At 55.1% G+C, this 26901-nt stretch carries 27 protein-coding genes; 6 read left to right on the top strand and 21 right to left on the bottom strand.

Annotated features, from left to right (window positions below; translation table 11 throughout):
• The first annotated feature begins 684 nt into the window (after positions 1–684).
• The 4 genes from OGW13_RS16630 (at position 685) to narP (ending at position 4354) form a co-directional block, all read left to right on the top strand.
• Positions 685–1047: a GtrA family protein gene (locus OGW13_RS16630; protein WP_044326632.1), complete on the top strand. Its 363-nt coding sequence runs from the start codon at positions 685–687 to the stop codon at positions 1045–1047.
• Complete coding sequence (locus OGW13_RS16625) at positions 1044–1991, top strand: glycosyltransferase family 2 protein (RefSeq protein WP_287116306.1); 948 nt, start codon at positions 1044–1046, stop codon at positions 1989–1991. The genes OGW13_RS16630 and OGW13_RS16625 overlap by 4 nt, the downstream gene beginning before the upstream one ends.
• Positions 1991–3535, top strand: a complete 1545-nt coding sequence (locus OGW13_RS16620) for a DUF6056 family protein (protein ID WP_287116305.1) — start codon at positions 1991–1993, stop codon at positions 3533–3535. The genes OGW13_RS16625 and OGW13_RS16620 overlap by 1 nt, the downstream gene beginning before the upstream one ends.
• A gap of 171 nt (positions 3536–3706) precedes the next feature.
• Positions 3707–4354 (top strand): nitrate/nitrite response regulator protein NarP, encoded by a 648-nt coding sequence (gene narP, locus OGW13_RS16615; RefSeq protein ID WP_043000091.1) that lies wholly within the window; start codon positions 3707–3709, stop codon positions 4352–4354.
• A 62-nt stretch (positions 4355–4416) separates the two neighbouring features.
• On the opposite strand, the gene OGW13_RS16610 is transcribed toward narP, so the two are convergent.
• The 15 genes from OGW13_RS16610 to napF form a co-directional block, all read right to left on the bottom strand.
• Positions 4417–5469, bottom strand: coding sequence for a cytochrome c-type biogenesis protein CcmH (locus OGW13_RS16610; RefSeq protein WP_044258601.1), 1053 nt, complete (start codon positions 5467–5469; stop codon positions 4417–4419).
• Positions 5466–6023, bottom strand: coding sequence for a thiol:disulfide interchange protein DsbE (gene dsbE / locus OGW13_RS16605; RefSeq protein ID WP_043000089.1), 558 nt, complete (start codon positions 6021–6023; stop codon positions 5466–5468). The genes OGW13_RS16610 and dsbE overlap by 4 nt, the downstream gene beginning before the upstream one ends.
• Complete coding sequence (locus tag OGW13_RS16600; RefSeq protein WP_061069849.1) at positions 6020–7963, bottom strand: heme lyase CcmF/NrfE family subunit; 1944 nt, start codon at positions 7961–7963, stop codon at positions 6020–6022. Before OGW13_RS16600 ends, dsbE begins: the two co-directional genes overlap by 4 nt.
• Positions 7960–8439 (bottom strand): cytochrome c maturation protein CcmE, encoded by a 480-nt coding sequence (ccmE, locus tag OGW13_RS16595; protein WP_043000087.1) that lies wholly within the window; start codon positions 8437–8439, stop codon positions 7960–7962. Before ccmE ends, OGW13_RS16600 begins: the two co-directional genes overlap by 4 nt.
• Positions 8436–8648, bottom strand: coding sequence for a heme exporter protein CcmD (gene ccmD, locus OGW13_RS16590; RefSeq protein ID WP_043000086.1), 213 nt, complete (start codon positions 8646–8648; stop codon positions 8436–8438). Before ccmD ends, ccmE begins: the two co-directional genes overlap by 4 nt.
• Positions 8645–9382 carry a heme ABC transporter permease gene (locus OGW13_RS16585; RefSeq protein WP_287116304.1) on the bottom strand — a complete coding sequence of 246 codons (738 nt, stop codon included), beginning with the start codon at positions 9380–9382 and terminating at the stop codon, positions 8645–8647. Before OGW13_RS16585 ends, ccmD begins: the two co-directional genes overlap by 4 nt.
• A gap of 122 nt (positions 9383–9504) precedes the next feature.
• On the bottom strand, positions 9505–10164 hold the full coding sequence (ccmB, locus tag OGW13_RS16580) for a heme exporter protein CcmB (protein ID WP_043000084.1): 660 nt from the start codon (positions 10162–10164) through the stop codon (positions 9505–9507).
• Positions 10161–10781 (bottom strand): cytochrome c biogenesis heme-transporting ATPase CcmA, encoded by a 621-nt coding sequence (ccmA, locus tag OGW13_RS16575; RefSeq protein WP_044328628.1) that lies wholly within the window; start codon positions 10779–10781, stop codon positions 10161–10163. Before ccmA ends, ccmB begins: the two co-directional genes overlap by 4 nt.
• Before the next feature lie 23 nt (positions 10782–10804).
• Positions 10805–11407: a cytochrome c-type protein NapC gene (gene napC, locus OGW13_RS16570; RefSeq protein ID WP_043000082.1), complete on the bottom strand. Its 603-nt coding sequence runs from the start codon at positions 11405–11407 to the stop codon at positions 10805–10807.
• A gap of 9 nt (positions 11408–11416) precedes the next feature.
• Positions 11417–11866, bottom strand: coding sequence for a nitrate reductase cytochrome c-type subunit (gene napB / locus OGW13_RS16565; RefSeq protein ID WP_042317908.1), 450 nt, complete (start codon positions 11864–11866; stop codon positions 11417–11419).
• Entirely contained in the window at positions 11863–12726 is an 864-nt protein-coding gene (napH, locus tag OGW13_RS16560) for a quinol dehydrogenase ferredoxin subunit NapH (RefSeq protein ID WP_287116303.1), read from the bottom strand. Before napH ends, napB begins: the two co-directional genes overlap by 4 nt.
• The gene (napG, locus tag OGW13_RS16555; protein WP_043000080.1) at positions 12713–13408 is read right to left on the bottom strand and encodes a ferredoxin-type protein NapG; all 696 of its coding nucleotides are present in this window, start codon (positions 13406–13408) and stop codon (positions 12713–12715) included. Before napG ends, napH begins: the two co-directional genes overlap by 14 nt.
• A gap of 6 nt (positions 13409–13414) precedes the next feature.
• Positions 13415–15901, bottom strand: a complete 2487-nt coding sequence (napA, locus tag OGW13_RS16550) for a nitrate reductase catalytic subunit NapA (RefSeq protein ID WP_287116302.1) — start codon at positions 15899–15901, stop codon at positions 13415–13417.
• Positions 15898–16161: a chaperone NapD gene (gene napD, locus OGW13_RS16545; RefSeq protein ID WP_043000078.1), complete on the bottom strand. Its 264-nt coding sequence runs from the start codon at positions 16159–16161 to the stop codon at positions 15898–15900. The genes napA and napD overlap by 4 nt, the downstream gene beginning before the upstream one ends.
• Complete coding sequence (gene napF / locus OGW13_RS16540; RefSeq protein WP_287116301.1) at positions 16151–16642, bottom strand: ferredoxin-type protein NapF; 492 nt, start codon at positions 16640–16642, stop codon at positions 16151–16153. The genes napD and napF overlap by 11 nt, the downstream gene beginning before the upstream one ends.
• Positions 16643–17052: 410 nt before the next feature.
• On the opposite strand from napF, the gene eco reads away from it, so the two are divergent.
• Positions 17053–17550 carry a serine protease inhibitor ecotin gene (eco, locus tag OGW13_RS16535; protein ID WP_043001880.1) on the top strand — a complete coding sequence of 166 codons (498 nt, stop codon included), beginning with the start codon at positions 17053–17055 and terminating at the stop codon, positions 17548–17550.
• A 47-nt stretch (positions 17551–17597) separates the two neighbouring features.
• On the opposite strand, the gene mqo is transcribed toward eco, so the two are convergent.
• Positions 17598–19253 carry a malate dehydrogenase (quinone) gene (mqo, locus tag OGW13_RS16530; protein WP_287116300.1) on the bottom strand — a complete coding sequence of 552 codons (1656 nt, stop codon included), beginning with the start codon at positions 19251–19253 and terminating at the stop codon, positions 17598–17600.
• A 278-nt stretch (positions 19254–19531) separates the two neighbouring features.
• Here mqo and OGW13_RS16525 point away from each other — a divergent pair, with 278 nt between their 5' ends.
• On the top strand, positions 19532–20779 hold the full coding sequence (locus OGW13_RS16525) for a SulP family inorganic anion transporter (RefSeq protein ID WP_287116299.1): 1248 nt from the start codon (positions 19532–19534) through the stop codon (positions 20777–20779).
• Here OGW13_RS16525 and mgtE read toward each other — a convergent pair.
• The 5 genes from mgtE to apbE form a co-directional block, all read right to left on the bottom strand.
• Positions 20742–22178: a magnesium transporter gene (gene mgtE, locus OGW13_RS16520; RefSeq protein WP_043000074.1), complete on the bottom strand. Its 1437-nt coding sequence runs from the start codon at positions 22176–22178 to the stop codon at positions 20742–20744. The genes OGW13_RS16525 and mgtE overlap by 38 nt on opposite strands.
• A gap of 140 nt (positions 22179–22318) precedes the next feature.
• A complete protein-coding gene (locus OGW13_RS16515; protein ID WP_043000073.1) occupies positions 22319–23962 on the bottom strand; it encodes a multidrug ABC transporter permease/ATP-binding protein in 1644 nt (547 codons plus the stop codon).
• 75 nt (positions 23963–24037) lie between these two features.
• Entirely contained in the window at positions 24038–24688 is a 651-nt protein-coding gene (gene alkB / locus OGW13_RS16510; protein WP_044328458.1) for a DNA oxidative demethylase AlkB, read from the bottom strand.
• A complete protein-coding gene (gene ada, locus OGW13_RS16505; RefSeq protein WP_044328459.1) occupies positions 24688–25752 on the bottom strand; it encodes a bifunctional DNA-binding transcriptional regulator/O6-methylguanine-DNA methyltransferase Ada in 1065 nt (354 codons plus the stop codon). Before ada ends, alkB begins: the two co-directional genes overlap by 1 nt.
• A gap of 83 nt (positions 25753–25835) precedes the next feature.
• The gene (apbE, locus tag OGW13_RS16500) at positions 25836–26891 is read right to left on the bottom strand and encodes an FAD:protein FMN transferase ApbE (protein WP_043000070.1); all 1056 of its coding nucleotides are present in this window, start codon (positions 26889–26891) and stop codon (positions 25836–25838) included.
• Positions 26892–26901: the final 10 nt, after the last annotated feature.

Raw genomic sequence — 26901 nt, 5'->3', positions numbered from 1 at the left:
AACGCTTACCGCTCATGGGCACCTCTCTTTAAGCCATCTTAAATGACTCTGAGGTGTCTGTTAAACCCGTGGCGATTCAGAAAGCGTTGTTACCGTTGCTTTATCATTTAGCAATCTTAGTAAGTTTGTGAAGGTTACATGAGGTTGGTTGCAAATTCCATTAAGCATCTAAGGAAACTAATTTTGTCAACTATTGACATCTATGAATTTTAAAAACAATCAACAACCATAGTTGTAAACAACATAACAATCAGTGAACAAACCTGTGGATAAATCAAACTTACCCACAAAAAAGTCTTTCAAGAGCGCTAACAAAAAATGCTATAGGTTGGACCTATTAATGTGTTAATGGCACAAAAAGCGACCACTTAATGTGGGGTGAAACATCCCCCTAACCCATTGATGTATATAGAGCGTTTTTTGTAAATAATGCACTGTTTGTTTATACATACGATCAAGCCATAAAGCCTGTCATGACGTGACCTGAGGTGATTTCGAAGCGGTGTCATGGGGTGTCGGGGGTCGGAGGTTCAAATCCTCTCGTGCCGACCAAAATTCCCCAGAAAAACCAGCCTTTTACGGCTGGTTTTTTTATTATTGCCGTCCACCGAAATGGAATTCGATTCGAGTTATGGACGGAAATAATGTTACACTTCCGGTTTTGCACAGCCGATCTTATTGCTTATGTGGCATCACTTCATCAAGTACACCTCCGTAGGCGTGATCAACACATTGATTCACTGGATAGTTTTTGCTATCTGCATCTACGCCTTTCATACCCATCAGGCGCTGGCGAATTTCCTGGGCTTCAGTGTGGCGGTCAGTTTTTCTTTTTACGCCAACGCCCGGTTTACCTTTAAGCAATCGACCACAACGCGTCGCTATCTGCTGTATGTCGGCTTTATGGGCCTGCTCAGTATCCTGACGGGTTGGGGGGCCGAACAGTGCGGTTTCCCACCGCTGGTGACGCTGGTCGCGTTCTCCGCCATTAGTCTCATTTGTGGCTTTATTTATTCCAGATTCATTGTATTCAAGGACGCACGATGAAAATTTCACTGGTCGTTCCTGTCTTCAACGAAGAAGAAACCATTGGCCTCTTTTACAAGACGGTGCGTGAATACGACGCACTGAAAGAACATGATGTCGAAATTGTGTTCATCAACGATGGTAGCACCGACGCAACGGAATCCATCATCAACGCCCTCGCCGTCGCCGACCCACTCGTTGTTCCGCTCTCGTTTACGCGAAATTTTGGTAAAGAACCGGCGCTGCTCGCCGGGCTCGACAATGCCAGTGGCGATGCCGTCATTCCGATGGATGTCGATCTCCAGGATCCTGTCGAAGTCCTGCCGCACTTGATTCATAAATGGCAGGATGGGGCGGACATCGTGCTGGCTAAACGTTCCGATCGCTCCGTCGATAGCCGCCTGAAGCGAAAATCCGCCGAGTGGTTTTATAAGCTACACAATAAAATCAGCACGCCGCATATCGAAGAAAACGTCGGCGATTTTCGGCTAATGAGTCGTGAAGTGGTGGACAACATTAAACAAATGCCAGAACGAAATCTGTTCATGAAAGGGATTTTATCCTGGGTTGGCGGCAAAACTGACATCGTCCTCTACGCGCGCGCCACTCGCTGTGCCGGGAAAAGTAAATTCAACGGCTGGAAACTGTGGAACCTTGCACTGGAAGGGATCACCTCTTTTTCTACCTTCCCTCTGCGTATCTGGACCTACATTGGTCTGGCGGTTGCCCTGCTTTCTTTCACCTACGGTGCGGGAATGGTGATAGATACGCTTCTGTGGGGAAATCCCGTGCGTGGCTATTCTTCCTTGATTGTGTCAATCCTGTTTCTGGGAGGCGTACAGCTTATTGGCATTGGCGTGCTGGGTGAGTATATCGGACGAATCTATGTCGAAACCAAGCAGCGGCCTCGATACATTCTGAAAAAACGTAAAACTGTGGACCACGATTCAGACAAGGATAACTGATGTTAAAGCATGTTAATAAAAGCATTCTTTTAATTGCCTTTTTTGCAGTATTTATCCTGGAGTGGTTCACCCCTATTCACTCCGATGATTACCGTTATGCCCTGCTTGGCATCTCATTTGATGCGCATCTGCATCACTACCTGACCTGGAGCGGGCGCATAGTGGCTGATTTTGTCAGCTCGCTTTTACTCGCCACCGGATCTCGTGGATTTATCTCAACCATGACCGGCCTTGTCGTCGTCGCGTTCTGCTATTTCATTGTGAAAACGCCGACGGGCACGCTGAAATGGAAAAAACATGACGCGCTGATCTTTACCCTTATTTTTCTGACCTTTTGGGTCGCTAACCCGAATATCGGACAAACGGTTTTCTGGATAGTCGGCAGCGCGAACTACCTGTGGACGAATCTGTTCGTCGCCGCATGGCTCTGGAACCTGTACCGCATACAGCTTCAGCGTGAAGAGCGTACACACATGGGTATGCTGTTGCTCGGACTGTTAGCGGGCTGTTCCAATGAAAGCGTCGCGCCATTTGTCGTGGGTCTTGCCCTTCTGGCTATCGTGTACGATTACTGGCAAGCGAAACGCGTCTTTGCGAATAAGGTCGCGTATTTTTTGTCCGCACTGGTGGGCGCCAGTATTTTGATTTTCTCACCAGGCAATTTTATTCGCGCTCAGGGCGCTCATACCGTCTGGTATGATAAATCGATCGTTGAAAGAATCACAATTCATCTGAGCGAGCGCTTCTTTAACCACCTGGCGCTGGTCTGGATTTCTTATGTCGTACTGGTCTTACTGGCAATGCTTCTGTTCGTGGCCAAACGACAAGGCCATCGCATTAAAAGTGCGAATCTCAACATGGTCGGCTTAATGCTGTTGGTGGGGCTGGGAACCTCTTTAATTATGGTGGCCTCCCCGTCGTATCCTGACCGCGTCATGCTGTCGACATTTTTATTTTTCCTGCTTGCCCTCTCGTTCCTTGCGCGGGAAGTCGTCACGGTAGCCGGACCACGTGTCATGAAAGGAGTCTATGTCGTTACGGGCCTGATGGCTGCGGTATTCATCTGGTCATACGCGTTAATGTATGCCGCTTATACGCGCGTTTATGAGCAGGATGTTGTTCGTGTGAATATCGTTAAGCGCCAACTCAGCCAGGGTCACAAGGACTTTACGGTGCCTGACTTCCACTTCCTGAAAATGCAAAACAGCGGAGGGCATTTCGGTTTCTTTCACGATCCGCAGGTCTATGGCCGTTATTTTGCCGCAGGGAATGTGGTGAAGGAAAAAGTTAACTTCGACTACTCCGTACTCGTCAACGGTAAGCAGCAAACCATCGATGACAATACCGTGGCCTGGTTCAATCACCGCGGTGATTTAATGCTGGTGAGCAAGCATCCATTAACCGGTACCGTGCAGGTGAAGACCGAATCGTCCGATACGTCGCGCTCGCTTACGCGCTTTACCGCCGCGAAAATTAACGATGAATACTGGTATTTCAGCGCCATACCTAAAGCAGAAGTGACTCACGTCGCGCTGCTGCCCTGAATAAAAAAGCCTCTCATCACGATGAGAGGCTCTCCCCCTTTTCCCGACAGGTTTTACTTCTTACCCATGCGTAATCTGGGGTAATATTTCTCCCTCTTATCGATGCGGTGAATCTGGACGATTCGCGATCGAATAACAATAATGATTCTAATAAAATCTCGGGAGATAACTATGCCTGAAGCAACGCCTTTTCAGGTGCTGGTGGTAGATGACCACCCTCTTATGCGTCGTGGTATCCGTCAATTACTGGAACTGGATCCGACATTTGAGGTGGTTGCCGAAGCGGGCGATGGTGCAACGGCGATTGATCTGGCAAACCGTCTCGATCTGGATTTAATCCTGCTTGATCTGAATATGAAAGGGCTGAGCGGTCTGGATACGTTGAACGCCCTGCGCCGCGATGGGATCACGGCGCAGATCATCATTCTCACCGTTTCGGATTCGGCCAACGACATCTACGCCCTGATTGACGCCGGCGCAGATGGCTACCTGCTGAAAGACAGCGATCCGGAAGTTCTGCTGGATGCCATTCGCACAGGCGCCAATGGCGGCAAAGTTTTCAGCGAACGCGTCAGCGATTATCTGCGCGAGCGCGAAATGTTTGGTGAAGAGGACGATCCGTTCAGCATGCTGACCGAGCGAGAGCTGGATGTGTTGCACGAGCTGGCACAGGGGCTGTCTAACAAGCAGATTGCCTCGGTCCTCAATATTTCCGAACAAACCGTAAAAGTGCATATTCGCAACCTGCTGCGCAAGCTCAACGTACGCTCACGCGTTGCCGCGACCATCCTGTTTTTACAAACCCGCGGTATGCAATAGCCCAGCAAATGCCCGATGGCGCTACGCTTATCGGGCCTGTGCCTCGCCATCTGGCCGGGTGGTTACTCGCTCTTTGGCGATAAGTGCTGCATCGCCTGCGCGATACTGCGCTCAATCACCGCACGACGCGTATCGTTCGCTGGCAGCATCTTCAACATCATCTCCCAGGCGGCAACCGCCTCGCCAAAACGCTCCTGCTCAAAGGCGTTGAAGGCATACATGCTCAGAACCCGCACATTGGCGTGATCGCTACGCACCAGTTCTCGCAGCAGCTCCCCTCCACGACGGTTATCATCAGGATCGGAAGAACGGGTCAGCGCCTCGGCATAGCCCAGCGCAGCATCGCTGTTCTTCGGATCGAGTCGATAGGCGTTGGCATACGCTTCGGTAGCGGTACTGGCATTGCCAAGCACCATTCCGATCCGCCCCAGCATGATCCAGCCTTCTACGTTCGTCGCATCACTTTGCAGACGAGTACGTAGCCCCAGCGCCAGACGCGTCATCTCTTCCTCATCCAGCGGCTGCGCTTTTGGATCCAGCGCGCGTTCCAGCAGTGCCGGACTTTGTGCCGTCGCCAGTTGCCAGATTTCCACCTGCTTATAGCTCCCGGTCTGGTAATAACTGACGGCCCCCACGATGACGGCAATCACTATCCCTGGCAGATAAACCGCCAGCCCGGCTCGTTTACCCTCCGGTAACGATATCTCATCCGGGAACACCTCCTGTTTCAGGCGTACCCGCCGACGCGAACGGGCAACGATAATCCAGCCACCTGCGCCAATTGCCGCCACGGGAAGCACCCACAGCAGGACAGTCAGTGGTGTCAGCGGCGGATCATAGGTGACGAAGTTACCGTAGCGCGCCACCATATAGTCGACGATCTCTTTCTGACTTTTCCCTTCCTGCATCAGCTCATAGACTTTCTGCCGCAGGTCGGTCGCAATCATCGAATTGGAATCCGCGATGCTGTTGTTCTGGCATTTTGGACAGCGCAGTTGTTCAGTCAACTGGCGGAATTGTTGCTCCTGGGTCTCATCCTTAAACTGCATCACATCAATGGTGGCCAGCGCGTTAGCAGAAAACAGCAGCATCAGCACACTCAGCAAAATTCTCATTGCCCGGCCTCCTTACTGTATTTCTCCCACAGCGGCTTGATTTCACTCTCCCAGACGCGGGCGTTCAAATCCCCGGCATGCCGATAGCGAATAATGCCTTTACCGTCGATCAGGAAGGTTTCCGGCGCGCCATAGACTCCAAGATCCAGGCCCAGCATACCGTCGCCGTCAAACAGGCTCAGCGCGTAAGGATTACCCAACTCTTTCAGCCAGACGATGGCCTTCTGGCGATCGTCTTTATAATTCAGCCCCACTACGCGAATCCCCTGTGCCGACAGCTGGTTCAGGTACTGATGCTCAGCGCGGCAGGTCGGACACCACGTTGCCCAGACGTTGAGTAAGACCGGTTTACCCTGAGTCAGCACGTCTGCCTCATAATGTTTACCGGGGTTCTCCAGCGACTCAAGCCGGAAAGTCGGTACCGGTTTCCCAATCAGCGCCGACTCCAGATTCGTCGGCGTGTCGCCTTCTGCGTTACGCGCCAGTTGCCACAGCAGCGCTGCGGCAATCACGAGAAAAATCACAAAGGGAATCAAAAGTACGTTGCGCTTCATACCGCCTCCGACGCCGATTTTTGCGGTTGTACGCGTTTGCGATAACGCGGGTCAAACAGGCATAACAGCCCTCCCAGCGCCATCAGTATCCCACCCGCCCAGATCCAGCGAATAAACGGTTTGTAGTACAGACGAACAGCCCACGCGCCGTTATCCAACTCTTCACCGAGCGCGGCGTACAGATCGCGGGTGATGCCACCATCAATCGCCGCTTCCGTCATCATCGAACTGGTGCTGTTGTAGAACCGTTTTTCAGCATGCAACGTTGCTTCTGCCTTGCCATCACGGGTCACGCTGATAATCGCCACACCACCGCGATAGTTTGGTCCGGTGATATCCTTCACTTCACGGAAGGTGAAGCGATATTCATGAATATCGACGCTGTCACCGGCTTTCATGCGAACATCGCGCTCGACGCTGTAGTTCTGGCTGAAGGCGATGCCGACAATTGTCACCGCCAGGCCGACGTGCCCGGCCACCATTCCCCAGTAGCTCAGCGTCATTTTCGCGCCACGTGAAATTCGCAGCGCAAGCTCCGCCATCGCCAGCACAAACACCCAGCAGGCCATTGCCAGCCCGACTACGGTCATGGCGACAATCTTGTTCTCAAACAGCCACGGCAGCAGCAGAGAGAGTACGAGGGTGCTGACCAGCGCGATAACCAGCAGTCGTTGCAGTTTACGCGGTCGATCGCGTCCCCAGCGGACCAGCGGGCCAATACCCAACAGCAGGGCAAACGGCGCCATCAGCCAGGTAAACATGGTATTAAAAAACGGTTCGCCAATAGAGATACTGCCCAGACCGAGTTGCTTATGCACCAGCGGCAGCAGCGTGCCGAGCAGCACGACCAGCATGGCGGCAATCAGCAGCACGTTATTACCGAGCAGCAGCGATTCACGCGACCAGAGGGCGTTATTGACCCGGGAGCGAACCTTATGTCCTCGCGTGGCAAACAGCAGCAGCGAGCCGCCGATGACCAGCACCATGAAGGCCAGAATGAACATCCCGCGAGACGGGTCGGAAGCAAACGCATGCACCGACACCAGCACGCCCGAACGCACGAGGAACGTCCCCAACAGACAGAGCGAAAACGCGCAGATGGAGAGCAGTAGCGTCCACGCCTTGAAACTGCCGCGCTGTTCAGTGACCGCCAGCGAGTGCATCAGTGCGGTTCCCACTAACCATGGCATAAACGAGGCATTTTCCACCGGATCCCAGAACCACCAGCCTCCCCAGCCCAGTTCGTAATACGCCCATGCTGAACCCAGCACAATCCCCAGCGTCAGGAAAACCCACGCGGCCAGCGTCCATGGACGGGAAAAACGGGCGAAAGTGCTGTCCAGGCGACCGCTCATCAACGCCGCGATAGCGAACGCGAAGGCGACCGAGAAACCGACGTAGCCCATATATAGCAGCGGCGGATGGAAGATAAGCCCAGGATCTTGCAACAACGGGTTGAGATCGCGCCCTTCTATCGGGAAATTCGGCAGCGTGCGGGTGAACGGGTTGGAGGTAAACAGGATGAACAGCAGAAAACCGACGCTAACCATCCCCATCACCGCAAGTACGCGGGCGACGATATCCAACGGCATCCTCTGGGAAAACAGCGCGACGGCAAAGGTCCAGCCGCTCATCAGCAACACCCACAGCAGCAGCGAGCCTTCATGCGCCCCCCAGGTGGCGGCAACGCGGTACCAGACCGGCAGCTGCGTGTTGGAGTTACTGGCGACGTAAACGACGGTGAAATCATTCACTACAAAGGCGTTGACCAGCACCAGAAAGGCGCCCATCACGAGGATAAACAACAGCCAGGAAAACGGTCTTGCCGACGCCATCATCCGCGCGTCGCCTCGCGCCACGCCCCACAGCGGATAGACTGAGAGTAACAACGCAACGCCCAGTGCCAGACATAACAGCGCATTGCCAATTTCAGGCATCATGATGTTTTATCCTTATAGACGCTCTCCGGACGGCGGTGGTTATCCTGCATCGCTTTTTCAACTTCCGGCGGCGTGTAGTTTTCATCGTGCTTGGCGAGGACTTCTTTCGCCTGAATATGGTTTTTCTCGCCAAGTTCCCCCTGCACCACCACGCCTTGTCCTTCACGGAACAGGTCCGGCAGAATGCCTTCGTAGGTCACATCCACCACGCCTTCGGCATCATAGATGCTGAAATTCACCTTCAGCGAGTTGGGGTCGCGCTTGACGCTGCCGGGCATAACCATACCACCTACTCGCAGCCGCTGGCCCACTTCCGGCATTTGCTGTGTTTCGCGCTTGCCGTAGAGAATCTCGCCTGGCGTGTAGAACAGGTCGATGTTGGCGCGCAGCGCATACAGCACCAGCGTAATCGTCAGCGCTAACCCGACAAGCACGCCGCAGGCAATCCATAAACGGTTCTTACGTCGAATATTCACGCCGCCTCCCGTTGTGTCTGCGCTGCACGCAGGCGGGCTTCACGCGCCCGCTGACGGGAGACATCACGCAAAATTGCGCGATGCTGCGTCACGGTATGAATGACCAGCACTGCCAGCGGGATGACGCTCAGCGCCACGGCCAGCCAGACGTAAAAGGCGTAGCCGCCCATCGCAAAAAAATCACTCCAGGATGCAAATGCAGTGGTCATTGGCGGCCTCTTTTTAAGATCAGTTCACTCACCCACGGGCGACGTTTTTCCATTATCAGAATCAGGTTACGCATCCGCATCAGCGACAGCGTGATAAACAGCAGCAGATAGCCGATAATCGCCAGCCGCAGCGGCGTGCGCATGGCCGGATCGATGCTTTGTTGCATACGGGTCGAGCCCTGATGCAGCGTGTTCCACCACTCCACCGAATAGTGAATGATCGGCAGGTTCACCACGCCAATCAGCACCAGGATCCCCGCCGCGCGCCCCGCCATCTTACGGTCATCAAAGGCGTGCCACAGAGCAATTGCGCCGACGTAGAGAAACAGCAGCACCAGTTCTGACGTCAGCCGCGCATCCCACACCCACCAGGTACCCCACATCGGTTTACCCCAGACCGAGCCGGTGACCAGCGCAATAAACGTAAACACCGCGCCAATCGGCGCCATTGCAGCCAGCGCCAGGTTCGCCATCTTCATCTGCCAGACCAGACCGATAAACGCGGCTACCGCCATCGAGGCATAAATCCCCATTGACCAGATCGCCGCCGGAACGTGCAGATAAATAATGCGGTAGCTCTGCCCCTGCTGGTAATCCGCCGGCGCAAAACCGAACCCCCAGATCCAGCCCGTCGCCAGAACCAGGACGCAGGCGACGGCCAGCCACGGCACAAAATAGCCACAAAGCTGATACAGCCGTGGGGGCATAGCCAGTTGATGAAGTGTTTTCCACATAGTTCAGTCACCAGACTCAAACGAATAAAGTTACCGTCATGCCGGATAGCGGCTGATGCCTTATCCGACCTAAAAACCCGGCTCTTGTCGGCCTGAAAAGCGCAGCGCCATCAGGCAACTCATTACTGCAAACTAATGCGTAACGCCGCCGCCGTTGCAAAAGGACTTAACGTCGCGCTACCTGCCAGTAACGCGCCCAAAATCGCCATGTATCCATCCACTGGAAGATGCATGGATGCCGCATCCATCGCGGCAGTCGCAAAAATCAACAAGGGAATGGTCAACGGCAGTACCAGTACGCTCAGCAATACACCGCCGCGCTTTAACCCGACCGTTAACCCCACCCCCGGTGCGCCGAGAAAGCTCAGCGTCGGCGTCCCCAGCAGTAGAGTCAGCGCCATAATTTTCCAGCCGTAGAGGTCCATCCCCAGCAGCAATGCCACCAGCGGAGAGAGGATCAATAGCGGCAGACCGGTGACCATCCAGTGGGCCATCACTTTTGCCAGCACCACCATCGGTAATGGGATTGGCAGCAGCATCAGTTGCTCAAGGCTGCCGTCCTGCAGGTCATCGCGAAACAGTCGCTCCAGCGCCAGCAGCGAGGCCAGCAGCGCAGCAACCCAAATTATCCCCGGCGCAATTCGCGCCAGCAGCTGTGGTTCCGGCCCAATGCTCAGCGGGAACAGCGTAATAACAATCAGGAAGAACCACAGCGGGTTGGCAATTTCCGCGCTATGGCGAAAGGCAACGCGCAGTTCGAGACGGAAGATACGCCACATCATTGCCCTGCCCTCTCGTGAGTCAGCGCAATCCGGCGAATGCGGTCTGTAGCAACGTTCATTGGCTGGTGGGTGGTGAGGATAACGATCCCACCTTCATCGGTATGCTGCGCCATCCGCTGCGTCAGGCGTTCAACGCCGTTCACATCAATGGCGGTAAAGGGTTCGTCGAGGATCCAGAGCGTGGCGCGGGTCAGCCAGAGACGCGCTAACGCCACCCGGCGCTGCTGTCCGGCAGAAAGCTGGTTAACAGGGATATCTTCGTAACCGGCAAGGCCGGCCTGCGCCAGCGCCGCGAGACATTTCGCGATATCGCCGTCCTGATGGAAAAAACGCAGGTTCTCCAACGCCGTCAGCCGGGTTTTGATCCCCGGCTGATGGCCAATCCACAACAAATTTTGATGGTAGCTGTCCCGCACACGATGTAGCGGTTGCGCTTGCCAGTACACCTCCCCGACGTCAGGACGAGAGAGCCCTGTCAGCAACCGCAGCAGGGTGGTTTTCCCTGCGCCGTTGCCGCCGGTGACCTGTATCCACTCCCCTGCGCTCACCTGGAACGACAAATCGCTAAACAGGACCCGGTCATCCCGCTCGCAGAGGAGCTTTCTGGCTTCAAGCATACTACCCACTCATTACCATCCCGTCAGAAGCCCGGTTTGACGTCGCGCATATCGGGGAGCTTATGCGCAATCCCCTTATGGCAGTCAATACAGGTTTGCCCATCTTTCACCGCCTGATCGTGCATTTTTGCGGCGACACTCTTCTGGGCCGTTAAGTCCATGAAGTCAAAGTTGTGACAGTTACGACACTCCTGAGAATTGTTATCTTTCATTCTTCGCCATTCATTCTGTGCCATCGTCAGACGATGCGCTTCGAACTTCTGCGGGGTATCAATCAGTCCCAATGCTTTTGCGTACAGTTCTTTACTGGCCTTGATCTTACGGATCATTTTCGGCACAAACTCGTGTGGTACGTGGCAGTCAGGACAGGTCGCACGCACACCGCTACGGTTGTTGTAGTGTACGGTTTCCATGTATTCCTGATACACGGTATTGCGCATTTCGTGGCAGCTAATGCAGAACTCTTCGGTGTTGGCCTTTTCCATCCCGGTGTTAAATCCACCCCAGAAAATAATCCCGCCGACGAACCCGATTAACAGCAGCGTACCCAGCGCCAGGCGACTGGGGCGACGCCACCACTGCCAGAGGCGCTTAATCCGGCCTGGTTTACGGTTAGCATTTTCCATAATAACCTCTTATTTCCCGTAACCTTTCGATGGGGTAAAGGTGTTACCCACAATCGGCGGGGCGTCAGTCTGCGGCACGTGACACTGCAGACAGAAGTAACGACGCGGCGCCACTTCGGCCAGCACTTTGCCGTCGCTGTCCATAAAGTGCGTCGGACTAATACGCGGCGCGCCGGTGGTACGATAGCTTTCAACGCCGTGGCATTGCAGGCAGCGGTTGGTGTTAGTGGTCACCTGGTAACCATCGACGCTATGGGGAATCATCGGCGGCTGATTCACGTAATTCAGCGGCATACGCTCTTGTTCTTTGTGCATGCGAATCGCCCCTTCCTGTGTCCCCGACACTTCCGGAGACTGGCTAAGATCCACTCCGTTTGCCGCCCAAACCGCACCGCTCACCACCAGGGCCAGCAGGGCTGTCCATTGACACAGCGCTTTCTTCAGGTCATGGCTTTTCATGATTTCGCTCCCGAACTCCATCGTGTAGTTATTGTAAATACGTCCTCAGAACAGACATCCACGCAGCGACCGCAGGCCATGCAATCGCGGCTGGTGACCTGCACCGGGCTTTGCTCATCCAGCACCGGGGCACGTAATACATGCGGTTCCGGGCAAACATGAAAACAGTCCATACAGCGGTTACATTTCTGTCGGTCTTTCGCCGCAACGGTTAATACGCCCTGGCTACCCAGTACGCCATACAGTGCGCCTAAAGGACAAAGATGCCCGCACCAGCCGTGTTCAACGACCAGCAAATCAAATAAAAACAGAGCGATAATCAGCAGTGCGCCGCTACCGAATCCCATCACCAGGCTACGCCCCAGCAGTGAAACAGGGTTAATCCATTCCCACAGTAGCGTCCCGGTCAGTGCTGAACCCACCAGCACGACAACCAGAAGTACGTACCGTATATGACGTGGAATGGTTGCGGACTGATTCAGGTCAAACCTTCTGCGTAGCCAGGCCGCAAAATCGGTAATCGGGTTCAGCGGGCAAACCCAACCGCAAAACAATCGCTTTCCTGCCAGGGCGTAAAGCACGGTAATAATCACCGCGCCTGTTAGCGCCACCGCCACAGGCAGATGACCGCTCGCCAGGCTTTGCAGGGTGATGAGCGGATCGGTCAACGGGATCGACTCCAACAGCAGGCTGCTGGAGTAATTCCCGTGCAGGATCCACACGCCAAACCACGGGCCGCTCAGAAACATCCCCAGCACCATAAACTGACAGAGCCGGCGGAAAATCAGCCAGCGATGACTCCGCCAGACGCCTTTTTTCGCCTGCGCTTCACGCCCGGCATCACGTTTACGATTTGCCATCGTTCCCCTCCAGCCAGCCGAAGCGGTAATGGTGACCCAACTCCCCTTTCGCCAGCGACAGCGGCAACACTTTTATTGCCGGCTGTTCCAGCACGCAGACTTTTTCACATTTCCCGCAACCCGTGCAGGCGTCGCTGTGAACGGTCGGGATAAATCGCGCATGTTTGCCGGTTCGCATGTTGCGATCCAGTTCCAGCGTGATAGCCTCATCGATTTTTGGGCATTCGCGATAGCAGACGTCACAGCGTAATCCCTGGAAGTTCAGGCAATTTTCCTGATCCAGCAGCACCGCCAGCCCCATCCGCGAATCGTCAATGGAGGCAATCTCCCGGTCCAGTGCCCCGCTGGGGCAGACTTTGGCGCACGGAATGTCTTCACACATCTCGCACGGGATCTCGCGGGCAACAAAATACGGCGTCCCCGCCGACAACCCTGATGCGAGCGTCGCCAGTTTTAAGGTGTCATACGGACATGCCTGAACGCACTGCCCGCAGCGCACGCAGGCGCTGGCAAAGGCGTTCTCGTTCACGGCCCCAGGCGGGCGCAACCGCACGCCTGTAGCCCGTGCGGTTTGCTGCTGTAACCCCAGCGCCACGCCAACGGCAGCCAGTCCGCCCGCTGTGCGAACAACATCGCGCAGAAAGCGGCGGCGGCCATTTTGGGGTTTCGCTGACCTGGACATGGCGTGTTACACCTTCGCCAGTTTCACGGCGCACTTCTTGAAATCCGTCTCTTTAGAGAGCGGATCCGTCGCATCCAGCGTCAGGTTATTCACCAGCTGTGCGGCGTCGAAGAACGCCATGTAGACCAGCCCCTGCGGCGGACGGTTACGTCCACGGGTTTCAACAATGGAAATCACCTCGCCACGACGTGAGATCACTTTGACCTTGTCGCCACGGCGCATATCCCGTTTTTTCGCATCCAGCGGATGGATAAACAGAACCCCTTCCGGGAACGCACGGTGCAGTTCCGGCACGCGGCGCGTCATACTGCCGGTATGCCAGTGCTCCAGTACACGCCCCGTGGAAAGCCACAGGTCGTACTCGGCATCCGGCGCTTCTGCGGCCGGTTCAAACGGCAGCGCGAAGATCACCGCTTTACCGTCTGGCTTACCGTAGAACTTGTAGCCTTCACCTGCTTTGACGTACGGATCGTTGCCTTCGCTGTAGCGCCACTGCGTCTCTTTCCCGTCAACCACCGGCCAGCGAAGGCCGCGCGCCTTGTGATAGTCATCGAACGGGGCGAGATCGTGACCGTGTCCACGACCAAACCAGGCGTACTCTTCAAACAGCCCTTTTTGCAGATAGAAGCCCAGCTCACGAGATTCGTCGTTAAGCTGATCCTCTTTCAACTCCGTCAACGGGAACTTGCTCACCGCAGGGGTGGCAAACAGCACGTCGTACAGGGTTTTGCCGCGCAGTTCCGGTTGCTGTGCCAGCAGCTCTTCCGGCCAGACCTCTTCCGTTTTAAAACGACGCGAGAACTGAACCAGTTGCCACAGATCGGATTTCGATTCGCCCGGCGCTTTAATCTGTTGACGCCAGAACTGGGTACGACGCTCGGCGTTACCGTAAGCCCCTTCTTTCTCCACCCACATTGCGGTTGGCAGGATCAGGTCCGCGGCCAGCGCGCTGACGGTCGGGTACGGATCGGAGACAATGATAAAGTTGCGTGGATCGCGCCAGCCCGGCAGACGATCTTCGTTGATGTTCGGACCGGCCTGCATATTGTTGGTACACATCGTCCAGTAGACGTTCAGCTTGCCGTCTTTCAATGCCCGGTCCTGGGCAACTGCGTGGAGACCGATTTTCGCCGGAATGGTTCCAGCCGGGATATTCCAGTGCTTTTCACAGATCTCACGGTGTTTTTCGTTAGTGACCACCATGTCCGCCGGCAGACGGTGGGCAAAGGTTCCCACTTCACGCGCGGTACCACAGGCAGAAGGCTGACCGGTCAGTGAGAACGGTCCACAGCCCGGCTGCGCGATTTTGCCAGTCAGCAGGTGAATGTTGTAGATCAGGTTGTTGGCCCACACGCCGCGCGTATGCTGGTTGAAGCCCATCGTCCAGTAAGAGATGACTTTCTTGTTCGGGTCGGCATACAGCTTCGCCAGTTGCTCCAGCTGATCTTTCGGCACGCCGGTCATTTCAGCGGTTTTATCCAGCGTGTATACAGCCACAAACGCTTTGTAGTCTTCAAAGCTCATCGGCTCAGAAGCATCAGAGCCTGGGTTTTTCGCGGCTTTTTCCAGCGGATGCGTCGGACGCAGGCCGTAACCGATATCCGTTGCCCCTTTGCGGACGTTGACGTGCTTGCTGAAGAAGTCCTGGTTAATCGCGTTGTTTTGAATGATGTAGTTAGCGATGTAGTTGAGGATCACCAGGTCAGACTGTGGCGTAAACACCATCCCGTTGTCCGCCAGCTCGAAGCTACGGTGCTGGAAGGTAGACAGCACGGAGACGTTAACATTCGGATCGGAGAGACGACGGTTGGTAATGCGCGACCAGAGGATCGGGTGCATTTCCGCCATGTTCGAGCCCCACAGGACAAACGCATCAGCATGCTCGATATCATCGTAGCAGCCCATCGGTTCGTCCATGCCAAAGGTACGCATAAAACCTACCACCGCTGACGCCATGCAGTGACGCGCGTTGGGATCGAGGTTGTTCGAGCGCAAGCCCGCTTTAAACAGTTTGGAGGCGGCGTAACCTTCCCAAATGGTCCACTGGCCGGAACCAAACATGCCGACAGACTCCGGGCCTTTCTCTTTCAGCGCGGTTTTAAACTTCTCTTCCATCACATCGAAAGCCTGAGCCCAGCTGATCGGCGTAAATTCACCGTCTTTGCTGTACTTACCATCTTTCATACGCAGCAATGGCTGCGTTAAACGGTCCTCTCCGTACATAATTTTGGGCAGGAAATAGCCCTTGATGCAGTTCAGACCACGGTTAACCGGGGCTTCCGGATCACCCTGACAGGCGACAATACGCCCCTGCTGAGTGCCGACCAGCACGCCACAGCCTGTACCACAAAAACGGCACGGGGCTTTATCCCACTTAATGGCTTCCTGTTGACCGACAACTGCGCGGGCAACGCCCGGTACGCTTAGCCCGGCAGCCGCCGCAGCGGCCGCAACGGCGTTAGCTTTCATAAAGCTACGACGACTGAGTTTCATGGTGTTTCCTCACCTTGTTCTTCCTGCTGGTGATAAACCAGCGACACCGCCAGCACGCCCGCAACGTTGCGTACCGACTCAATTGTTTGCATCAGCGTTTCGCTGTGTTCTGCTTCAACCACCGCAATCATCTGGCCGCTTTGCTCGTCGCTTACGGCCACTTCGCAGCCCGGCAAAGCATTTAGCTGCGTGCTAATATCCTGTACCTGTTCGCCTTTGGCCTGAACAATCAGGCTGCAGACCTGCCAGTTAATGTGCATGGTTATACTCCGCGGTAATGGCTGACACCGGGCAACTGGCGACACACGCGCCGCATCCGTTACAGTTCTGGTTATCGAGTTGTGGCTGATAAATGCCGGACAACGTTGGGCGAAACAGGATCGCCTGCGGTTCACAGCTATCCTGACAGCGGCGGCACTCTACGGACTGATACGCCAGACACGCTTGCCCAATGGTGAAAATCAGATCCCATGCCCTGGTGTGGCGCGGAGAAAAGAGAGATTCAGGGCAAGCCTGCGCACAGGCGTAGCAGAAGGCGCATTCGCTTTGTTGGAAATTAACGCTCGGATAGCCACCCGGGCCACGCTGCAAAACATCGTGTTCACAAGCCTGAATACAGGCGTCGCAACGGGTGCACTGGGACAGAAACTGGGATGCTTCCATGATCCACGGCGGACGAATCCCACGATTGGCACTACGCCAACTGCCAGTCAGTATGCCTCGACGGGATAGATCAACCATGGCATCGCCCTTCCATAAACGACGCTCCCCCGGCTGGGTGAACGACAATAAAAACCGCGTTACTACTAAGTCATTATTATGATCGGTAAGATAGTAAAGGATGTGTTCCAGGTGCATACCCCAATCGGGGTAAAACCAGTGGTTGGATCAAAAGAGTGTTAATGAAGCTTGTCAGAATGTGCTTCTCCGCACAGATCAAATGGTTATGTAATATTTTATACATCGAAATGATTGCCGGGATAATTAACCAAAACAAACGGCAAAAACAAGAATAAATAACCAACTAATTTACATAACCACAGTAAATAGACTTTAAAAATACGTAAAGACAGATCAATGATTCTGGTCTATATGTTAATCTGCCGTGAAATCGTTCATAAGATAAAAAAGGAAAACCTGTGAACTCAAAAATAAAGACAATGGTTCCTGCCGTTTTGTTCGCTGCTTTCGCCAGCACCTCTGTGTGGGCGGCCTCCACGGAAGCTAATCCGCAACCGCTGGAAAAAATCGCCCCCTGGCCGCAGGCGGAAAAAGGCATGAAGCGCCAGGTTATTCAGCTACCCCATCAGGAAGATGAATCTACTCTTAAAGTGGAACTGATGATCGGACAGACGCTGGAAGTCGACTGCAATCAGCATCGCCTGGGCGGCGAGCTGGAAAGCAAAACGCTGGAAGGTTGGGGTTATGACTACTACGTCTTTAATAAAGTCACCTCCCCGGTATCGACCATGATGGCCTGTCCGGATGGCAAAAAAGAGCAGAAATTTGTGACCGCCTATCTGGGTAATGACGGTATGCTGCGTTACAACAGCAAGTTGCCGATCGTGGTGTATACCCCGGCAAATGTTGATGTGAAATTCCGCATCTGGAAAGCGGAAGATAATGTGCAGAACGCGGTAACGCGTTAAGTCTCTGATGATGCCGGATGGCGGCACAGCGCCATCCGGCAATACCGTTACAGTACGATATCTGCCACTTCTTTACGCGCAGGCTGAGCCTGTGGTTTAAGCTGCGCTTTTGGTGCCGCGTCCGTCGTCTGCGGCTGGACATATTGCAGCCCCAGCACTTCACTGGTGTATTGCAGTTCCTGCTGCGTCGCCTCAACGTTGCCGTTCAGTTTTGTACCGTAAGACGGAATAATCGTTTTCAGCTTCGCCTGCCATTGCGGCGTACTCACCTTCTCTTTAAAGACGGTTTCCATCAGATGGAGCATGATCGGTGCCGCAGTGGATGCGCCCGGTGACGCGCCCAGCAGTGCGGCAACGGTCCCCTCTTTGTCGCTCACCACTTCCGTCCCCAGACGCAGCACGCCCCCTTTGTCTTCATCACGTTTGATGATCTGGACACGCTGACCCGCCTGCCACAAACGCCAGTCCGCTTTCTTCGCCTGCGGATAGTACTCTTTCAGCGCGTCGAAGCGGTCATCATCGCTCAGCATCACCTGACTAATCAGGTATTTCACCAGATCGAAGTTATCCATCCCGACGTTGACCATCGGCATGAAGTTGGAAGGCGTGGTTGAACTCAGCAGATCCCACAGCGAACCGTTTTTCAGGAATTTAGTGGAGAAGGTGGCGAACGGCCCGAACAGCACGACACGTTTACCATCCAGAATACGGGTATCGATATGCGGGACCGACATCGGCGGCGCGCCGACGGAAGCCTGACCGTACACTTTCGCCAGATGCCGGTTCACCACGTCCGGGTTTTCTGCGACCAGGAATTGCCCGCCAACCGGGAAGCCTGCGTACTCTTTGGCTTCCGGAATACCGGTTTCCTGCAACAGTTTCAGCGCTGCGCCGCCCGCACCGATAAAGACGAATTTGGCTTTGATGTTATGTTCCGCTTCGCCGTTTTTCAGATCGGCGACGGTCACCGTCCAGGTATTATCGTCGTTACGTTTAAATCCACGGACTTCGGTGCTCAACTCCAGTGCAAAGTTAGGCTTTTTCTGCAACGAAGCAATCAATTGGCGCGTAATTTCGCCGTAGTTCACGTCCGTTCCCATTTCGGTACGCGTAGCGGCGACTTTCTGTTTCGGATCGCGCCCTTCCATCACCAGCGGTGCCCACTCTTTGATTTGCGCGTGGTCTTCGGAGTAGCGCATACCACGGAACAGCGTGCTTTGTTGCAGGGCCGCATAGCGGGCGCGCAGGAAGTTGACGTTCTCTTCACCCCAGACGAAGCTCATGTGCGGAACGGTGGTGATGAAGGTGCGCGGGTCGTGCATCACGCCACTCTTGACCTGATGCGCCCAGAACTGGCGGGAAATCTGGAAAGCTTCGTTAATTTCGACTGCCTTTTCGGTACTGATACTCCCGTCGGCTTTCTTTGGTGTGTAGTTCAACTCCATCAGCGCAGAGTGCCCGGTACCGGCATTGTTCCAGCCGTTTGAACTCTCTTGCGCGACACCGTCCAGGCGCTCCACCATGGTCATCGACCAGTCGGGTTCCAGTTCCTGTAGATAAGTTCCCAGTGTGGCGCTCATGATGCCGCCGCCGATCAACAGTACGTCCGTCTCCTGCTCTTCCGTCGCTTTCGCTTTTGCCGCCATCGAGACAGCATTCAGCCCTACGGCCATCGAGAAGAGCATGGCAGTCACTTTTTTCATATGGTTAATGCCTTACTTTTAGTATCGTTTTTTTGCTTTTTTGCAGGTGAAAATCGAGCGGCACCAACGTTAACACTTCAGTAATAATATTTAAATATTGTTTATAAATTATATTGAGATTTTAAAAACGTTAAAAATACGTTGAATCTTTATAGGGTTATTCACAATATTTTCTGGAAACAGACGCTCCAGAAAGGTACTATGCGGCGCGTTGTTATTCACCGCACGGACGCCTGTCGGTCTGCTGTTATCAGGCCCTTTCCGACCTGAGAGTAAATATGTCTGTAACCCCTTCGTCTCCTGCTCTGTCAGCGGAACACACGGTCAGTGGCGTTCTTCGCGCCCCACGTCTGCTGGTACGCGAAACGCTGGCTGGGGTGATCACCGCGCTGGCGCTGATCCCGGAAGTGATCTCCTTTTCGGTGATTGCCGGCGTTGACCCGAAAGTCAGCCTGATTACCTCAGTGGTGCTTTGTCTGGCAATGTCTTTCATGGGCGGTCGCCCGGCGATGGTCACGGCAGCAGCCGGTTCCGTTGCGCTGGTGATAGGCCCGATGGTGCACCAGCATGGCGTACAGTACATTCTGCCAGCGGTCGTATTAGCCGGGTTTATCCAGATTCTGTTTGGCGTTACCGGGATGGCGCGCCTGATGCGTTTTATTCCCGCCGCCGTCATGACCGGGTTTGTGAACGCCCTCGGTATTCTGATTTTTTTCGCCCAGGTCCCCCATTTCTGGAGCAAAAGCCCACTCATCTGGGGGCTGTTTGCCTTAACGCTACTCATTGTGTTGTGGGTGCCGCGCGTTATTAAAAGCATTCCTGCGCCGCTGATTGCCATTGTTTTATTGACGCTGTTTACCGCAACCACCGGACAATTGCTGCCGACCGTTGGTGATGAAGGCGCAATGAGCGGCGGGCTACCGGGACTGACGCAGTTGTTAGTGCCGCTGAATCTGCAAACGCTGACAATTATCTGGCCCTGCGCGCTGAGTATCGCCTTTGTGGGCCTGATGGAGTCGCTGCTGACGGCGAAACTGGTTGATGACCTGACGGTCACGCCGTCGAACAAAAATCGTGAAAGCGCGGGTCTGGGGTTCGCCAACATTCTGGCGGGCTTTTACGGCGGCATTGCTGGCTGCGCGATGATCGGACAGACCATCGTGAATGTGGAGATGGGGAAAGGCCGTAGCCGCGTGTCGACGATCGCCGCCGGGTTGGTTTTACTGCTGCTGGTCACTGCGCTGAGCGACGTGATGGCGAAAATCCCGATGTCGGTTCTGGCCGGGATCATGGTGATTGTGGCGTTGAAAACGTTCAGTTGGCACAGTATCCAGCCCGCCACCCTGACGACACTGCCCGTGGTGGAAACGCTGGTAATGGTCATTACCGTTGGCGCAACGGTCTCCACCGGCAACCTGGCGATTGGCGTGGTTGCCGGGGTGGTGGCGATGGGATTACTGCCTCGCGTCGTGAAGCGTAAACGACGCACTACATCAGAAACAGCGTCGCCAGCCCAAGAAAAATAAAGAATCCGCCGGTATCGGTAATCGCGGTGATCATCACGCTCGAGCCGACCGCCGGGTCGCGCCCGAGCTTCACCATCGTCATCGGGATAATCACCCCCATCAGCGCCGCCATTAACAGGTTCAGCATCATTGCCAGGGTCATCACCCCGCCGAGCGCCATGTCGTCGTACAGCCACCAGGTGATCCCGCCCATAATCCCCCCCCAGACGAGGCCATTGACCAGTGCCACCCCCATCTCGCGCAGAATAAGAAACGTCAGGTTGCCCGGCTGTATGTTTTGTAACGCCAGCGCCCGAACAATCATGGTGATGGTCTGATTACCGGTATTCCCGCCGATCCCGGCGACAATGGGCATCAGCGACGCTAATGCCACCAGTTGTGAAATGGTGTGTTCAAAGCCATCAATCACGCGCGAGGCAATGAACGCAGTACACAGGTTGATAGCCAGCCACGCCCAGCGCGTTTTCACCGCTTTGGGAACGGGCGCAAAAACATCCTCTTCGGCGCTCAATCCGCCCATTCGACGCAGATCGGTGTCCGTCTCTTCGTAGACCACGTCGACGATCTCGTCGATCGTCAAGCGTCCCATCAGTTTACCGGCAGAATCGACTACCGCCGCACTGACCAGGTTGTCACGCTCGAAGGTACGCGCCGCATTTTCCGTTTTATCTTCCGGGGCGAAGGTCAGCGGATCGTCATCCATCACCTCGCTGACTTTACACTGCACGTCATTGAGCAAAATACAGGTCAGGGTTAGCTCACCAACCAGCGTTTTGTCGCGACGGGTGACAAACAGTTTGTCAGTATTTTCCGGCATCTTGCCCAGACGACGCAGATAACGCTGCACTACTTGCAGCGTCACATCCGGGCGCACGGTGATGACCTCGAATTCCATGATCGCGCCGACGCGATTCTTTTCGTAATGCATGACCTGGCGCACGCGGGCCCGCTCTTCGGGCGGCAGCGTCGCCAGCAACCGGCCTGTGAGGTTACGCGGCAGGTGCTGAACCAGGTAAATCTGTTCGTCGATGTCGAGATATTGCAGCGCCTCAAGCAGTTCCCGATCGGTCATTTCATCGATCAGGTCATCCCAGACGTTTTCGGACGCCTCAAGCAGGACGTATCCACGCTTATCACTCTGAATCAGCCGCCAGAGGGCGTGACGTTCTTCCGACGGGAGCGCTTCAAGGGTATCCGCCAGGTCAGGTGGAGGAAGATGGTCGACCAGCGCGCCTACCTCAGCAATATCGTCGGCTAACGTTCCGACATCATATTGCTCAGCCAGGGTGAGCTTGCCTAACAGGGTGGAAACAATGGCTTTATCGGTGGTAAGCAGCCAGATCAGCCGCGCACGCTCTTCATCGCGCAGCCTTGCGCTGTTTTGGTGTTTTGCGAACATTAATCATAAATCCATGATACGAGATGCCATTAAGCATGGCGCGAGGTTATGTAAATAACAATAAACGGGGGCGTCAGATGAATAAAAAAACAACCGTTGTCCCGAAACGCCTTGCGCCATCGGGACCACGGTCAGATGAATCAGGCCGTGCGCGCGACGGCATCGCGTGACGCAGCATCACGCTCATCGCCCACCAGCTCAATCAGTTGTCCGTTACGCATTTCCAGCAAACGATCGGCGTGAATAAAATAGTGATCGTCGTGACTAATGGCAAAAATGGTTTTCCCCATCTCCTGCATCAGCGGCAACAACACCTGGTAAAACTCGCGGCGGAAGTGCGGATCCTGATCGGCCGCCCACTCATCGAGCAGGATAATGTCGCGATCTTCCGCCAGCGCCAGCAGCAGCGCCACGCGCTTTTTCTGCCCCTTCGACAGTTTCAGATTCAGGATCCGGCCATCGCTCAGTTCCAGTTTGTGCGCCATTTTCAGGTGCCCCAGCCACTTCTCAACCAGAGCAGGATCGGCCGGATTGCCTTCTGGTCCCAGTAGCTGGTCAAACAGCCAGACGTCGGTAAACACCGCGGAAAAGAGCTTGCGATAATCTTCCGGCTTTTCGGCGCTGACAGGCTTACCGTCCAGCAGGATCTCCCCGGACTGCGGCTGGTACAGCCCCGTCAGCAGCATCGCCAGCGTCGATTTGCCGCTGCCGTTACCGCCGATTAAGAACAGCAACTCACCGCGATTGATCGTCAGATTCACCGGCCCCACGGAGAACGCGTTGTCCTGATAGTGGAACATGACGTTACGCAGTTCGAGGGTTTTCCATCCCGGGAACGCCTGCGGGCGCGGAAATTCTGCTTTAAACGGTGCCAGCGCGAATGTGTTCAGCTTGTTGAAAGCAACCTGCGCCGTAAGCAGCGTAGGGAGTGCCCCCACCGCCGACAGCAGCGGCGTGCGCAGGAATAAAAGCGTTAACGAGTAGGTCGCCGCAACGTTGGTATCCGCCCAGCCGAGACTGTTTGCCATCCAGAACACCAGGCCAATCGCGCCGAGCATCATAATGTTCGACCAGTTTACGGCGCTGAGGTGGAAGGTATCGGCGCGAATAATGTGGTGGCGATACGCTTTGGCATCCGGAATATAGAGGTTGTTGAAGATATGTTCCGCCCGCTCGCGGTTGAGCGTCAGCTCTTTGCGTCCTTCCAGCACCGTCTGATAATCGTTATACAGCTTATCTTCGGTTTCGCGCAGCGTCGCCATGTGCCGGTAAACCCGCGATACCAGCATAAACCCGCCCCAGATGGTTATGACCATCCAGATAGCGGTCACCAACAGCATTTTGGTCGACAGCATCGCCAGATACGCCGCCGAACCGACGGTCAGAATAATCCCCTGCACCAGTTCAGGCAGACGAACAAAAGCGATGGTGATATTGCGCACGTCGCTGGTCAACCCGGCCAGCAGAGAGGCACTGCCTAGTTGTTCAATACGTTCCACGTGCGTATCGAGAATACGCTTGATGAATTCACTGCGCAGACGGAAGACAAAGTGGTGTCCCAGCGTGGTGAGCGCCAGTTGTGAACCCAGCGTCACCGCCATCAGCAGTAACAGTAGTCCGAGAAATTCCGGTAAAACCAGCAGAGAGGGATCCGCAGTCTCAATAAGACGCTGATTGATAAAAGCGATAAGGCCAATCCCCAGCGCCGCGCTGACGAGGCTGAGCGCCATCACGCAAATAAATGGCCAGCGATACTGCCGCCAGACAAGAAGAAGTAGTTCCATTCATACAACCCGGACAAGGAATAACAGCCCGCAGTTTAAACATCTCAACGCGTTCAGCAATAATAATTCTTATTTTTATTCTTTTTTACCCGCCTGGCGAAAAGTCAGATTGTAACGACAGTCGGCGGTCGCCGGATGGAACCCAGCCTTCAGCGGCTGAATTCCGTGGTAAAACAAGCGCGATTCGCCGCCCCAGACCACTACATCGCCATGTTCCAGTAGAACGCGCGTCAGCGGATCGCTACGTTTCAGGCCGCCAAACTGAAAGACAGCCGGTAATCCCAGCGAGACAGAAACAATAGGCGCCCGCAGATCCGGCTCGTCTTTATCCTGGTGCAGCGAAAGCTTTGCGCCAGGCGCATAGCGGTTGATCAGGCAGGCGTCCGGCTGATAATCCGCATAGCCTGCCGCCGTTGCCGCCTGCTGACACAACCGCAGGAAGGACGGCGGAAAATCCGGCCAGGCGTGCCCCGTCAGCGGATCGATTGGCGAATAGAGGTAGCCGTGACGGTCGGTCGTCCAGCCCAGCCGTCCACAGTTAGTCATCGCCACCGACATGGTGTAACCGCCGGGGGTGATCATCTGGCGAAACGGCGACCGACGGGCGACCGCCTCAATCTCCTGCACCAGTTGCAACGCTGTGTTGAAGGCAAAGCGGCGCAAAATGACGGCACCAGGTGCCAGCGGTTCCTGCCAGGGCTGCGAATCGGCAAACAAATCAAGCATTATGCCCCCTCATCAGGAGACTCACGTCGCAGGATTTGTGCCTTACGCGACACGCCCCAGCGATAGCCGGAAAGCGATCCGTCGCCTCGCACAACGCGATGACAGGGGATCACGATCGCCAGTTTATTCGCGCCACAGGCGCTGGCGACGGCACGAACCGCGTTCGGCTTACCGATGGCTTTTGCCAGTTGCTGGTAGCTGACGGTCTCACCGTAAGGGATCGCCCGCAGCGCCTGCCAGACCTGTTGTTGAAACGCGGTACCCTGAATATCCAGCGGCAACGACAGCGCGGCATCACGCCCGTCAATACTGGCGATAACGCGGTGAATACGCTGCTGGAAAGCGGGATCGGCGGGTTGAGCCTGAGCGGCCGGGAACAATGTCCGCAGTTCAGCCATCAGCGCCGCATCGTCATCCCCTAACAAAATGGCGCAAATCCCCCGCTCGCTTTCCGCCACCAGACAGCGTCCGAGTGAGCAATCCGCCAGCGCATAGCGCACCGCCAGCTTGTCACCGCCGCGACGGAACTGCTTCGCCGTCATCCCAAGCGTTGCATCAGCATTACGATAGTAGCTGCTGCTGTCCGGAAATCCGGCATTCAGAATCGCCTGCGTCACGCTTTCGCCGTGGCTCAGGGCATCGCGCAGTCGGCGGGCGCGATACGCCTGCTGCCACGCTTTTGGCGTCATCCCGGTCGTGGCTTTGAACACGCGATGCAGATGGTACGGACTCATCGCCACCTGTTCAGCCAGCGCATCGAGCGTGATGGGGCTCTCCTGCTCCAGAAGCTGACAGGCAAGCGTAATTTTATCCAGTCGATGCTGCCGGGCGTTGGCTTTATCCGGCTGACAGCGTTTACACGGGCGAAACCCGGCCAGCAACGCGGCCTGCGCGTCAGGAAAGAAGCGGACATTTTTACGCAGCGCATGTTTTGCCGTGCAGGAAGGTCGGCAAAAGATGCCGGTCGTCTGCACCGCAAAGACAAACTGTCCGTCAGCCTCAGAATCACGTTCCAGCACCGATTGCCAGCGCTGGTCGTCATTTACGCGTAGAGAATTTTTCATACTGGACTCCTTCGTTAAGCATAGTGCCTGCTTAGCGGCAGTGTGTCCGAAACCCATCACACGAAAACCCGCAATCTTGCTTTTTAATTTTGTTCACGAATGAGAAAACTTTCAAACTGCGGAGACATCCAGGTTTTGAATCCCTCCCCCTCTTTGATAATCATGTACACCGCCAGCCCTTCCCGGCGTACGACCTCTTTGGCTTTCTCCGTGCCGAGCACCATCAGTCCGGTATCCCAGCCATCCGCTTCCAGCGCCGTTGGCGCTATCACCGTCACTGACACCAGATTATGCTCAATGGGGCGTCCCGTCTGCGGATCGATAACATGAGTGAGGCGTTTTCCGTTCAGCTCATAATAGTTGCGATAGCTGCCGGAGGTACTAATACCGTGCCCGTTAATATCCACCACCGCCTGAACCGCGTTTTCACGGTCGGTAGGCTTCTGGATCGCCACCCGCCACGGATGCCCTTCAGCGTTCATCCCGCGACTGTTCAGCGCCCCCCCGACAGAGACCAGATAGCGTGCGATACCTTCGCGCTCCATCAACTGTGCCAGGTGATCGGCGGCATAGCCTTCACCGACAGTGGAGAGATCGACAAACAAATCTGGCAGATCTTTTTGCAGGTACTGCTGTTTCGCCTGGTTGATCACCGACAGGTGCTGCAACCCGCTGTTGGCTTTTGCCGCATCAATTTGCGCCTGCGTCGGGATCTGGACCGGTTGCTTGTCGGGACCAAACCCCCACAAGTTCACCAACGGCCCAACGGTGATGTCCATCGCCCCCTGGGTTTTTTGCCCAATACGCAGCGCTGAGGTAACAATGTCCGCCATTGCCTCGTTGACGGGCCAGGGAGAAAGACTTTTCGACTGGTTGAAGCGCATTAGCGCCGAATCATTTTTATAAGTGGAGAGCAGTTGGTCGTCGGCATCCAGTTGCGTCTGAATTTTCGTTTGTAGCGCCGCTGCTGATTTGGCATCGACTCCGACCACGCTCACACGCCAGAAGGTGCCCATTGTTTTCCCTTCCAGCACGACCGGAGCCGCGGCAGGCGTTTGCGCCGCGTCCGGTGCGTTATCGCACCCGGTAAAAAAGAGAGTCACAGCCAGTAAGGCCGCACGAGCAACGTTCATTTCCATACGTGATTGT

Source organism: Citrobacter sp. Ca225 (assembly GCF_030337175.1).
GTDB lineage: Bacteria > Pseudomonadota > Gammaproteobacteria > Enterobacterales > Enterobacteriaceae > Citrobacter_A > Citrobacter_A amalonaticus.
This window is presented reverse-complemented; position numbering and strand designations above follow the sequence as displayed.